Here is a 12,279-nt window from a genome sequence, read left to right on the forward strand (position 1 = left end):
CGACCGCCCGTACCCGATGGCGGGAGGTCAGTACACGTCGCGTACGTAGCGCCTGCTGGTGGCCAGGTGCTTGACATAGACGGTGGCCTCGTCGTCGCCGAGGCCACCGTGGGTGGTGGCGATCTCGCGCAGGGTCTGGTCGACGTCCTTGGCCATCCGGCTGGCGTCACCGCAGACGTACAGGTGAGCGCCGTCCTGGAGCCAGGACCAGAGCCGGCCGCCGTGCTCGCGCATCCGGTCCTGGACGTAGACCTTGGCGCGCTGGTCGCGGGAGAAGGCCAGATCCAGCCGGGTCAGCAGCCCGTCGCGGTACGACGCGTCGAGCTCGTCGCGGTAGTAGAAGTCGGTGGAGCGGCGCTGCTCGCCGAAGAAGAGCCAGTTGCGGCCGGAGTGGCCGAGTGCCCGGCGCTCGTCCAGGAAGCCGAGGAAGGGCGCGACGCCCGTACCCGGGCCGATCATTATCATCGGGACGGCCGAATCCGCCGGAGGGCGGAAATGCCTGTTGCGCTGCACGAAGACGGGCACGGGAGTGTGCTCGGGGCTGTCGGCCAGGAAGGACGAGCACACGCCTCTGCGTGCCGTACCGCGCGGGTTGTCGAAGCGGACGACCGAGACCGTCAGGCGCACCCGGTGGGGATCGACCAGCGGGCTGGAGGAGATGGAGTACAGGCGCGGTCGCAGGCGTTTGAGGACGCCCGCCCACTCCTGGGCCGTGGCCCGGACGGAAAGTTCGCCGACCACGTCGACGGCCTGGCGGCCCCAGGTCCACTTGGCCAGCTCACCCCCGTTGCCCGAGCGCAGGAACCGGGTGAGATCGCGGTCGCGGGTACGGTCGGCGACGAACCTGAGCAGACCAGAAGTGATCTTGGTGATCTCCAGGTGGCTCCGCAGGGCCTCGCCGAACGGGACGGGGCCGAGGTCGAGGCCGGGGATCTCGACGGTACCGGTGGGGTCGAGACCGGTCACGGCCAGCCATTCGGCGACCAGGTCGGCGCTGTTGACCGGCGTCACCCCGAGCGCGTCACCGGCCTGGTAGGTCAGCTCGCCGCCGGTGTCGAAGGTGAACTGCCGCACCTCCTTGGCGGATCCGGGCAGGCTGAGCAGCCGGTTACCGGTCAGCGGGGCGCTGACCGGCGCGGCCCTGCCGGGCCCCTCCGCCGGATCGAGGCCCGAGGGAGCCGCTCGGGGAGCCGAGGGGAGCGGACCGGGAACCGGGAGCGGACCGGGAACCGGGAGCGCCGCCTCCGGTCCCGCGCGCGTCGGCTCGGGCCCAGGAGTCGTCAGGTCCGGCGGGGAAGGCGCGGGATCCGCACGTGCCGGGACGTGCGGGGAGGGTACGGGATCCGAACGCGTCGGGGCGTGTGGGGAGGGCGTGGGATCCGGACGCGCCGGGTCCCGCGGAGGTGGCTCGGCGAGGGTGGTGAGCAGTTGCTCAAGCCAGCCCAGAGCCCGCGAATGGTCGTCGGGCTCGCAGTCCACCCGGGGTGCCAGGCGCAGGGCGCCCAGTTCCTCGAGGCGCTGGTCGAGCCGTCGCCCGTGGCCGCAGAAGTCGTCGTAGCTGGAGTCGCCGAAGGCGAGGACGGCGTAGCGCACGCCGTCGAGCCGGGGTGCTCCGGCCCCGATGAGGGCGTCCCAGAATCCGACGCCGTTGTCGGGGGCCTCTCCGTCGCCGAAGGTGCTGGAGATGACGAGCAGGTCCGCGCCACGGGGAATGCTGTCCGGGGCGCAGTCGGCCATGCTGACCAGCCGGGGGGCCCGCCCCGCGCCGGTCAGCCGATCGGCGCTGACGACGGCGAACTCCTCGGCGTTCCCGGTCTGGGAGGCCCACAGGACGACGAGGTCGCGCACCGGTGACACCGGATCATCGGTCGCTCGCCGGGGTGGCGGCGCGAGGGTGCGGGAGAACATCCCGGCCAGCACCCCGTTGATCCACAGGGCGTGGGCGGGGTCGACGGGGGCGTGCTCCGGCAGGACCGGCACGACCGTACCGACGGACACCGTGCCGTCGAGAGCGGACCCCGGGCCACCGAGGGCGGGCCCTGGACCGTCAAGGGCGGACCCCGGGCCGTCGAGCATGGACGCCGCGCTGTCGAGGGCGGACAGGAAACCGGCCATGTAGCGGCGCTCGTGGTCGGCGAGCGCCGGCGGCGTCAGGTCGGCCACCCCGAGCAGCCCGGCCAGCGCGGCGATCCGGGCGGACCGGGTGGCCTCCGAAGCCGTTCCGGCGTACTCCGGAACCACGGGGAAGGCGGGGAGCGCGGCCGTCCGGGCGGGCCCGGAAACCGCGGGGGACCCCGGGGTCCCGGCGTGCTCCGGAGTCGTCGGGAACACCGGGGACGCCTCGGAGGCGACCCTGGTGAGGGAGACCGCGCACACCTTGAACTCGGGCTGGAAGGAGATGGGGTCGACGGCGTCACTGGTGACCGCGTTGACGCTGAGATACTCGCCGAACAGGTCGTTCCAGTGGAACGGCGCGAAGCAGTTGCCCGGCATGACCCGGTCGCTCAGCCGGGCGGGCAGCACGGCCCTGCCGCGCCGGGAGGCGATCTCCACCAGGTCGCCCTCGCCGATCCCGTGCTCGGCGGCGTCCTGCGGGTTGATCTCGACGAAGGGCCCGGGGTTGAGCTTGTTGAGCTTGGCGACCCTCCCCGTCTTGGTCAGGGTGTGCCACTGGTGCTGCAGCCTGCCGGTGTTGAGGACGAAGGGGTAGGCGTCGTCGGGCAGTTCGGCGGGGGGCAGGTGCGGGCGGGGGAAGAAGGCGGCCCGGCCGCTCGGGGTGGCGAAGGCGAGACGCGGGCGGCTTCCGTCGGGCCGGGTGAGCGGCGCCTGGCTGACACCGTCGTTGAGGTAGCGGACGGGATTGCGGTCACCGCCGCCCGGCGGGCTCGGCCACTGGACGGGGGTCTCGCGCAGCCGCTCGTAGGTGACGCCCCGCAGGTCGTAGCCGGTCTTGGGATTCCAGGTCCGCTTGATCTCCTCGAACACCTCCTCCGCGTCGGCGTACGAGAAGGCGTCCTCGAAGCCCATCTCGCAGGCGACGCGGGCGATGATCCGCCAGTCGGGCAGCGCCTGTCCCGGTGGTTCCACGGCCTGCCGGAGCAGGGTGAGGTTCCGCTCGGAGTTGACCATCACGCCTTCGGTCTCGGCCCACATGGCGGCGGGCAGGACCACGTCGGCGTAGGCGTTGGTCTCGGTGGCGGCGAAGACGTCCTGGGTGACGACGAACTCGGCGGCCTCCAGGCCCGCGATGACGGTCCTGCGGTTGGCGACGCTGGCGACCGGGTTGGTGCAGATGATCCAGCACGCTTTGATCTCGCCCTCGGCCATGCGCGAGAACATCTCGACGGTCCCCTGGCCGACCTCGGTGCGCAGGGTGCCCGGCGGCAGGTTCCACAGTTCCTCGGTGAAGAGGCGGTCCTCCGCCACCAGCACCGAGCGCTGGCCGGGCAGGCCGGGCCCCATGTAGCCCATCTCGCGCCCGCCCATCGCGTTGGGCTGGCCGGTGAGGGAGAACGGGCCGCTGCCGGGGCGGCAGATCGCGCCGGTGGCCAGGTGCAGGTTGCACAGCGCGTTGGTGTTCCAGGTGCCGTGCGTGCTCTGGTTGAGCCCCATCGTCCAGCAGCTCATCCACTCCCCCGCCGCGCCGATCCACTCGGCCGCCCGGCGCAGGTCGTCCTCGGGGATGCCGGTGAGGGCGGCGACCGTCTCGGGAGGGTAGTCCCGCAGGAAGTCCGGCATCGCCTCCCAGCCCTCGGTGTAGCGCTCGACGAACTCGTGGTCGACGTGGCCGCCCTCGACCAGCAGGTGCAGCAGCCCGTTGAGCAGGGCGAGGTCGGTGCCCGGCCTGATCCGCAGGAACAGGTCGGCCTTGTCGGCGGTGGCGGTACGGCGGGGATCGACCACGATGAGCCTGGCACCGGCCTTGACCCGGTCCATCATCCGCAGGAACAGGATCGGGTGGCAGTCAGCCATGTTCGCGCCGATCACGAAGAACAGGTCGGCCTGGTCGAAGTCCTCGTAGGAGCCGGGCGGGCCGTCCGACCCCAGCGACAGCTTGTAGCCGCTGCCCGCGCTGGCCATGCACAGCCGGGAGTTGGACTCGATCTGGTTGGTGCCGACGAAGCCCTTGGCGAGCTTGTTGACCAGATACTGCGCCTCCAGCGTCATCTGGCCGGACACGTAGAACGACAGCGCGTCCGGCCCGTGCTCGTCCAGGATCCGTCGCAGCCGCCGGGCGGTCTCGGTGATCGCCGCGTCCACGCCGGTCGGTACGGGCTCGGCGCCCCGGTCCGGCCTGACCAGCCCGTTTTCGAGGCGGCCGGGCGCGGCGAGCATGTCCGCGGTGGTGGCGCCCTTGGTGCACAGCCGACCGGCGTTGGCCGGGTGGCTCCTGTCGCCGGAGGCCCTGACGACCCTGCGCCGCCCGTCCACCTCCAGGACGATCCCGCAGCCGACACCACAGTAGGAGCAGACCGTCTTCACTTTCTCCGACGCCGTCATAGGTCCCTTCTCCCTGAGCAGGGGCCCGTGACGCCCTCCGCCGAACAGCGGGAACGCCAAAGCCGCATCGGGCGGATCCAACGACGGAAACATAAGAAACAGGCGTTACGTAGATGTCACAGACGCCCGCGCCCGGCTGTTACATCCGCATCACCGCCGATCTCCCCCGGCCACGTCCGGAGGATCCCGGCTCGGCAGCGGGTCGTGCTCTCCAGCAGGACGGGTGGGCGAACGTCCTGTCCGGTTCACCGCGGCCCGTAGCGGCGGGCGCGCGGCCGCGAGCTGATCGCATCCACCCACAGGAAAGGACTCCACGCGGCCGACACTCGTACGAGCGGCACCGTCCCCGCTGATCGCGTCGTCGACCCGGCGGCTCCCCGGCACCGTCGATCGGCGTCGACGGCTTCGCCGGCCGCTGGACCGGACCGATCGAGCCCCGGTATTCCGACGGGCACCCACGTGCTCGTCGACCGCTTCGACGTCACCCTCCAGTGGCCCGGGTGTCCGGCGGGGTTCTCACCCCGCCGGCTCCCCACGGTTGCCTCGCTCCCCGCCCGTCCCCTCCCGATCAGCGAGCGACCAGGGCGGCCGGGGCCACGTAGCCGTTCGCGTCGATCGCGACGCCCGTCGCGCGGGCCTCCTCCACCACGGCCGGGTCCCATCCGATGCGTGTACGCCCGTCACCACCGGTCAGCACGACCACCTGGGCGGCCGTCTCGCCGACACCGGCGAAGGAACGCCAGGCGCCCGGCGGGATCGACAGGGTGTCGTACGGACCGAGCTCGGTGGAGACGGGCTCGTCCTGGTTGAGCGTCACCCGCAGGGTGCCCTCCTTGACGATCAGCACCTGTGACTCGTCGACCGTGTGCCGCGAGACACCCTGGCCAGGCTCGGCGCGCAGCCAGGCCAGGCTGAACCCGTGCGGATCGCTCACCCTCGGTGACTGGGCGCGGTCCTCGGTCAGCCCGTACCCGACCACGAGGGCCAGCCGGGCCCCGCCGCCCGGGAGCCGGGAGTCCAGGAACGGCTCGTCGCACCATCGCAGGTCCTGCGGCGTGGCCAGCCGCTCCCGCATCTCCTCGACGGTGACGTGCCGCAGCAGGCCGAGTTGCTCGTCGCTCAGCGGCCTGGACAGCTCGACGCCCTCGGGCACCTGTCCGGGCGCGGTCTCGATCAGCTTGTTGTCCGCGCCCAGGTGCATGCCGTACCTGGCCGCCTCCTCGATGACGGACGGCGCCCAGATCAGGCCGCCGCTCACGTCCCGGCCCAGGGCGGTGAACAGCCACGCGTCGTCGGACAGGCTGGTGAAGCCGCGGAACATCCAGGTGGGGATCGAGATCACGTCCCCGGCACGGACCAGGGCCTCGCCCTCGTCGCCGCGCACGCCCCAGCGGAACCGCCACTCGCCCGCGAAGCAGCAGAAGACCTCCGCGGTGAAGTGCAGGTGCAGGTTGTTGACGACCCCCGCGGGCATGACCGCGGCGCCGAGGTTGAACCCGTGCGGCTCGGTCACCGGGATGACCTGCTTGGCGTTCTCGGAGACGCCGGGGCCGATCAGCGGGTAGTTGACCTTGCGGTCGGACCCCGGGATGCGGGTGTCGAGGAAGGCCGCCTCGTCGGCGACGAGGTCCTTGCGGAAGATGGTGCGGGCGGAAAGCTCCTGGCTGCTGACAGAACGTGACAAGACGGGTCTCCTTGGTTGTGCATACGTATGCATTATTTGTCGCCCGGATAGCTGTCTGTCAAGACCGGAGGGCGGTCAGGTGTCCTCATCAACGCCTTGTAGCAGCAGAAATCTCCAGATCGGAAAGGATTCTTGCGGCTGGGCCCTCTCGCCCCACCGTTGAGTGCGCTATCGTGATGCGCATACGTAGGCATAGATCAAGGAGCCGCGATGGGCGCCAACCGGCTGCGTTCACTGATGGGCGGGGGCGGGACCGCGGTCAACGCCTGGCTGTCGGCCGACAGCGGCTACATCGCGGAGGTGCTGTCGCACAGCGGCTACGACGCGGTCACCGTCGACCTGCAACACGGCATGTTCGGCGTCGACGGCGCGATCCGGCTCTTGCAGGCGATCGACGCGGGCCCGGCCGTCCCGATGGCCCGCGCCCCCTCGCGGGACCCGGCGGTCATCGGCAAGCTGCTCGACGCGGGCGCCCACGGCATCGTCTGCCCCGGCGTCGACACCGCGGAGCAGGCCGCCGCCTTCGTGGCCGCCTGCCGTTACCCACCGACCGGGATCCGCAGTTACGGCCCGGCCCGCGCCGGAGTACGCGGCGGCCCCGGCTACGCCACGGACTCCGGCGAGACGGTCATGACCTGGGCGATGGTGGAGTCGGCGGCCGCGCTGGAGGCACTGGAGGCCATCCTCGCCGTTCCCGGCCTCGACGGCGTCTACGTCGGGCCGAACGACCTCGCCCTCTCCCTCGGCGTCACGCCCGGCCTCGCGGTCCCGCCCTCCGAGGTGGACGCCGCGCTGCGCCGTGTCGTGGCCGAGGCCCATGCGGCGGGGGTCTTCGCCGGGGTCTTCTGCGCCGACGGGACGGCGGCCCGGCGGATGGCGGACCTCGGCTACGACCTGGTGACTCCCGGCAACGACGTGGCGCTGATCCGCGGCGCCGCGGCCGGGCACATCGGCGCGGTCCGCGGCGGATCCCCGCGATCGCCGGCTTCTGGCGGATACTGAACCCACGCGCGCTATCGGACCGGACGCGGAAAGCGATGGGATGAAGGTCACCAGTTTCGACGTGGCGAAGGCCGCGGGAGTGTCGCAGTCGACGGTCTCACGGGCGCTTCGCGGGGATCCGAGCATCGGGGCCGAGACGGTGCGCCGGGTGGCCGCCGTGGCGGCCGAGCTCGACTACGTGCCGAGCGAACGCGCCCGCGACCTGTCCACCCGCAGCACCCGGCGCATCGCGATGGTCGTCGACCTCGACAACCCGCTGTGGGCGTTGCTGGTCAGGCGGCTCTACGACCAGCTCGCGGAGCGCGACTACCGGCTGACCCTCGTCGCCGGGCACGGCGACACGCAGAACATCGAGAGCCAGGTGGCGGGCGGCGGCGTCGACGGCGTGATCCTGTCGACCGTGTCACTCGACTCCTCGCTGCCCGCCCTGCTACGACGCCGCGGGGTACCGGCCGTGCTGCTGCACCGCTACGTCGAGGGCACGGAACTCGACTCCTGCGTCGCCGACAACCGCGCCGGAGGCGCGGCGGCCGCGCGCATGCTGCTGCGGGCCGGGCACCGCCGCATCGGCGCGCTCCTCGGCCCGGCCACCACCAGCACGGGCCGTGACCGCGAGGCCGGCTTCCGCGGCCTGCTGGCGGAGGCGGGGGTGGAGCTGGACGAGACGCTGGTCCGGTACGGGAGGTTCGACTTCGACCACGGACGGGAGTCGGTCCCGGCGCTCATGGAGGGCGCGGCCCCGCCGACCGCGTTGTTCTGCGCGAACGACATCATCGCGCTGGGTGCCATGAACTCCGCGCACGAGCTGGGCCTTCGGGTCCCCGGCGACCTCGCGGTGATCGGTTTCGACGACCTGGAGCAGGCCGCCTGGCCGACCGTCGCGCTGTCCACCGTCCACGTGCCCTTCGACGACATGCTGCACAGCGCGGTGACCCTGCTCGGGGAGCGCATCGGCGGGTGGAGCGGCGCCGGCCGCCTCGTGATCCATCCGGTGACCCCCGTCGAGCGCGGCACCCACGGGCCGAACGACACCGGACGATCCGTGTGAGGGAACCGGCGAGGCGGGCGCGGCCCGGTGCTCCCGGTGTCGATCGGGCCCCGCCCCTCCCCCGATTCCCCACGTCTGGTCCGGCACGCCGCTGTCAGGAGCGCCGGTCCAGCCAGCGTGACAGTTCGGCCGCCACCGCCTCGGGGCGCTCGATCGGTGTCATGTGCCCGGCGTCGGCGAGGATGACGAGTTCGGCGGGCCCCCCAGCCTCTCCGGACCCGACGGACCCGCCTCCGCGCCCGCCGAACCCACCGTCCACGCCGGTCACATCGGGCGCGGTACGCCCGAAGGCGGCGGCCAGCTCGCGCTGGAGCGGCGGCGGGCACACCTCGTCGAGCTCGCCGCCCAGCACCAGCACCGGGACGCCGACCCCGCTCAGACCGCCCCGAGCCCCCAGGCTGCCGGGCCTGGTCCGCTGCGCGGCCAGTTGCCGCAGCAGCCCGTCCCCGCCGACGGTACGCGCCATCCGCTCGTTCCTCGCGACGAGGTCCGGCGCGGCGCGGCGCGGACCGGGCAGGGTGGCGACCGCGAGCTCGGCCGCCACGGCGTCGAAGCCCCCGGCCGTCACCCGGTCGCGCCAGGCCTCCCACGCGGCCAGCTGGGCCGGGGAGGGCCCCCGGCCGCTGGCGTTGAGCACCGCGAGCCGGGTCACCCGGTGCGGCGTCCGCCGGATGACCTCCAGTGCGACGATGCCTCCCAGGGAGTGACCGGCGAGGGCGAACCGCCCGGGGGCGTCCGCCAGCACCCGGGCCGCCATCGCGGCCACCGAGTCGTCCAGGTCGATGCGGGCGGGAAGGGCGAGGACCCGCCCGGCGAGGCGGGGGGTCACCTCCTCCCACAGGGAGGCGTCGCCCAGCATGCCGCTGAGCAGCACCAGCGGCTCCCGGCCGGCTCCCGCGCGGGTCACCGCCCGACCATTCCCGCCGACAGGTCGATGTCCGCGCAGTGCAGCCCGGTCATCCGCAGCATCGCGACCACGGCCTGCCCGACCTCGTCCTCCTCGACCAGACGGCCGAGGGCGGCGCGGGAGACGAAGGCGCGCTCGGACTCGGCCTCGGTGATGCCCAGGCTCCGCGCCTCCAGCCTGAAGTTGCGCCGCATCCTCTCCCCCCTGACCGGGCCGGGCGAGAGGCTGTTGACCCGCACCCCCGCCGGGCCGGCCTCCGCGCCCAGCGTGGTGGTCAGCCCGATCACCGCCGTCTTGGACGCGCAGTACGGCGTCCGCAGGGCCAGGGGGCGCTTGCCGCTGACCGAGGCGAGGTTGATCACGTCCCCGTCCCTCCTGCGCACCATGGGCGGCAGGAAGGCCCGGCACATCAGGTAGACGCCCCGCACGTTGGCCGCGAACACCTCGTCCCACTCGTGCGGCTCGATCTCGACCAGCGGCTTGACCGGACCGGCCACGCCCGCGTTGTTGACCAGGATCGAGACGTTCTCGTCCGCCAGCTCCGCGGCGAGGGTGTCGACCGAGGCGGGGTCGGCCACGTCGGCGACCGCGACCCGGCACGGCGTGCCGAGGCCCGCCGCCAGGGCCGCCGTCTCCTCCAGCGGCTCCCGGCGGCGGCCGACGACGATCACCCGGACGCCGTCGCCGGCCAGGGCGAGGGTGATCGCCCTGCCGAGCCCGTTGCCGGCCCCGGTCACCAGGGCGGTGCGGCCCGCCGGCCCGGCCCGTCCGGCGTCGTCGCGTCCGGGCACCGACGACCCGCCCGCTCCGATGCTCGCGCCGGTGCCCGGTGCGGCGCTCGGGCTCGTGCCCGTTCCGGCGCCGTCGCGCTCAGGCATCGGCGGTCTTCTCGAACCGGTGCTCGCTCCAGTCCAGGTGCCCGCCGCCGTACTTGGCCGCGCGCACGTCGCCCGAACGGGCGTGCCCCTCGAACAGCTCCACCCGGGAGGCCCGGCCGCAGATCTCACCGAGGAACGCGCTCGACGCGGGGTCGACGACCTCCTGGTAGGTGACGGTCCGAAGGTACTTGCCGACCCACAGACCGCCGGTGAAGCGGGCGCTGCCCCGGGTCGGCAGCACGTGGTTGGTGCCGATCACCTTGTCGCCGTAGGAGACGCAGGTGCCCTCGCCCAGGAACAGCGCGCCGTAGTGGCGCATCTTCTCCAGCGCCTGGCGCGGGTCACGGGTGAGGACCTGGACGTGCTCGGAGGCGAAGGAGTCGGCGACCGCGAAGGCCTCGTCCAGGTCGCCGACGACCAGGATCTGCCCGTGGTCGCGCCACGCCGGTCCCGCCATGTCCCTGGTCGGCATGTCGACCAGGATGCGCTCGACGTGCTCGGCGACCTCGCGGGCGAGCGGCTCGCTCGTGGTCACCAGCACCGCGGGCGAGTCGGGGCCGTGCTCGGCCTGGCTGAGCAGGTCGACGGCGACCACGAAGGGGTCGGCCTCGTCGTCGGCGATGACCAGGATCTCGGTCGGACCGGCGAACAGGTCGATCCCGACCTCGCCGAACAGCTGCCGCTTGGCCTCGGCGACGTAGGCGTTGCCCGGACCGGCGATCATGTCGACCCGTTCCACGGTCTCCGTGCCCACCGCCAGCGCGGCCATGGCCTGCACCCCGCCGAGGAGGTAGATCTCGTCCGCGCCGGCCATCGCCATCGCGGCGACGGTCGCGGCCGGGATCTCGCCGCGGATCGGCGGGGTGCAGGCGACCACCCTCGGCACGCCGGCGACCTTGGCGGTCACGATCGTCATGTGCGCCGACGCCGTCAGGGGGTAGCGCCCGCCGGGCACGTACGCGCCCACGGCGGACACCGGGACGTTGCGCTGCCCCAGCCGGACACCGGGGAGCGTCTCGACCTCGAAGTCGGTCAGCGAGGTGCGCTGATGCTCGGCGAACCGGCGGACCTGCGACTGGACGAACTCGATGTCCTCGATGACCTGCGGGGGAACCGTGGAGACGATCTCCGCGATCCGCTCGGGAGAGAGCCGGAACGACTCCGGCGACCACCCGTCGAATTTTTCCGAGTACTCCCGTACGGCGGCGTCCCCGCGCTCGCGCACGTCGGCCAGGATGCCGGACACGGTCGCCTGGACCTCCGGGCGGCCGGTGCCGGAACCCTCGCCGGTGCCGTCCGCCGCCTGCTTCAACTTCTGGATCATGAAAACCTTCCCTGCGACGGCACGCTCAGGTGCCGGTGGTCTGATCGGATGGGTGGACCGGTGGTCTCACCCACGACGTGTGGTCCGGGGACGGGGCGGTGCCGGTGCCGGTGCCGGTGCCGGGCGGGCCCGCGTACAGCTCGGGGCGGCGGTCGGCCAGCGCGTCGTTGCGCTCGGACAGCCTCTTGTCCCGCGCCCGCCCCAGGTCGAGGTCGGCCACGGCCAGACCGCCGGGACCGGCGGTCGCCACGACCCAGCCCGAGGCGTCGACGACGGCGGTGCCCTCGGTCCAGTCCTGGCCACGTTCGCGGCCGGACCGGTCACAGCAGGCGACGAACATCCGGTTGGCCCGCGCCGCGGCCATCGCGGCCACGACCTCCGGCGGACGCTCCCCCTCGGGGCGCGCCACCAACGGCCAGTTCGTCGGGACGGCCACCAGGTCGGCGCCGCCCAGGGCCAGCGTCCTGGTCATCTCGGGAAACTCCATGTCGTAGCAGATGAGCACCCCCAGGCGACCGGCCGCGGTGTCGATCACCGGCGGCGGCGCGGACCCGGGCCGGAAGATCAGCTTCTCCCGGTCCCAGAGATGGGTCTTGCGGTAGACGAGCCGGACGCCGCCGGCGTCGACGACGGCCGCGCTGTTGTACAGGTGTCCGTCGTCGCCGAGCTCGCAGAAGCCGCCCACCACGATCGAGCCGGTGCCGGCCACCGCGTCCGCCCAGTCGGAGAAGACCGGGTGGCCGGTGCCGACCGCCACCGTCCGGGCCTCGTCCACGGAGGCGAACACGTATCCGGACGTCACCAGCTCGGGCAGCACGACGACGTCCGCGCCGAGTCCCACGGCGTTCCGTACGGCCGCCGCCGAGGCCCGCCGGTTGGCGGGAAGGTCCCCGATCAGCGGCGCGAGCTGACAGCACACGACGCGGACCACGCCGA

The 12,279-nt window shown here is 72.9% G+C and carries 8 protein-coding genes; 2 read left to right on the forward strand and 6 right to left on the reverse strand.

The window, feature by feature from the left end:
• Window positions 1–27: 27 nt before the first annotated feature.
• Window positions 28–4,500: a bifunctional nitrate reductase/sulfite reductase flavoprotein subunit alpha gene (locus tag ABD817_RS06685; protein ID WP_344916077.1), complete on the reverse strand. Its 4,473-nt coding sequence runs from the start codon at window positions 4,498–4,500 to the stop codon at window positions 28–30.
• A 568-nt stretch (window positions 4,501–5,068) separates the two neighbouring features.
• Window positions 5,069–6,184 (reverse strand): cupin domain-containing protein, encoded by a 1,116-nt coding sequence (locus ABD817_RS06690; RefSeq protein ID WP_344916079.1) that lies wholly within the window; start codon window positions 6,182–6,184, stop codon window positions 5,069–5,071.
• A 210-nt stretch (window positions 6,185–6,394) separates the two neighbouring features.
• On the opposite strand from ABD817_RS06690, the gene ABD817_RS06695 reads away from it, so the two are divergent.
• Together ABD817_RS06695 and ABD817_RS06700 are read left to right on the forward strand one after the other, a co-directional pair.
• On the forward strand, window positions 6,395–7,186 hold the full coding sequence (locus ABD817_RS06695) for an HpcH/HpaI aldolase family protein (RefSeq protein ID WP_344916081.1): 792 nt from the start codon (window positions 6,395–6,397) through the stop codon (window positions 7,184–7,186).
• A gap of 40 nt (window positions 7,187–7,226) precedes the next feature.
• Window positions 7,227–8,234, forward strand: coding sequence for a LacI family DNA-binding transcriptional regulator (locus tag ABD817_RS06700; protein ID WP_344916083.1), 1,008 nt, complete (start codon window positions 7,227–7,229; stop codon window positions 8,232–8,234).
• Between the two features lie 94 nt (window positions 8,235–8,328).
• Here ABD817_RS06700 and ABD817_RS06705 read toward each other — a convergent pair whose 3' ends face one another.
• Genes ABD817_RS06705 through ABD817_RS06720 form a run of 4 tightly spaced genes read right to left on the reverse strand, consistent with a single transcriptional unit; the run spans window position 8,329 to window position 12,274 of the window.
• On the reverse strand, window positions 8,329–9,141 hold the full coding sequence (locus ABD817_RS06705) for an alpha/beta fold hydrolase (protein WP_344916085.1): 813 nt from the start codon (window positions 9,139–9,141) through the stop codon (window positions 8,329–8,331).
• On the reverse strand, window positions 9,138–10,019 hold the full coding sequence (locus ABD817_RS06710) for an SDR family NAD(P)-dependent oxidoreductase (protein ID WP_344916087.1): 882 nt from the start codon (window positions 10,017–10,019) through the stop codon (window positions 9,138–9,140). Before ABD817_RS06710 ends, ABD817_RS06705 begins: the two co-directional genes overlap by 4 nt.
• Window positions 10,012–11,343, reverse strand: coding sequence for a histidinol dehydrogenase (hisD, locus tag ABD817_RS06715; protein ID WP_344916089.1), 1,332 nt, complete (start codon window positions 11,341–11,343; stop codon window positions 10,012–10,014). Before hisD ends, ABD817_RS06710 begins: the two co-directional genes overlap by 8 nt.
• Before the next feature lie 25 nt (window positions 11,344–11,368).
• Window positions 11,369–12,274, reverse strand: a complete 906-nt coding sequence (locus ABD817_RS06720) for a nitrilase-related carbon-nitrogen hydrolase (RefSeq protein ID WP_344916091.1) — start codon at window positions 12,272–12,274, stop codon at window positions 11,369–11,371.
• Between the last annotated feature and the right edge of the window lie 5 nt (window positions 12,275–12,279).

The organism is Streptosporangium oxazolinicum, assembly GCF_039537505.1.
Lineage (GTDB): Bacteria > Actinomycetota > Actinomycetes > Streptosporangiales > Streptosporangiaceae > Streptosporangium > Streptosporangium oxazolinicum.

What these genes read in the sequence shown, in the direction of transcription:
- ABD817_RS06685 (WP_344916077.1), bottom strand. Translation starts at nt 4,500, where the DNA reads ATGACGGCGTCGGAGAAAGTGAAGACGGTCTGCTCCTACTGTGGTGTC.
- hisD (WP_344916089.1), bottom strand. Translation starts at nt 11,343, where the DNA reads ATGATCCAGAAGTTGAAGCAGGCGGCGGACGGCACCGGCGAGGGTTCC.
- ABD817_RS06695 (WP_344916081.1), top strand. Translation starts at nt 6,395, where the DNA reads ATGGGCGCCAACCGGCTGCGTTCACTGATGGGCGGGGGCGGGACCGCG.
- ABD817_RS06710 (WP_344916087.1), bottom strand. Translation starts at nt 10,019, where the DNA reads ATGCCTGAGCGCGACGGCGCCGGAACGGGCACGAGCCCGAGCGCCGCA.
- ABD817_RS06700 (WP_344916083.1), top strand. Translation starts at nt 7,227, where the DNA reads ATGAAGGTCACCAGTTTCGACGTGGCGAAGGCCGCGGGAGTGTCGCAG.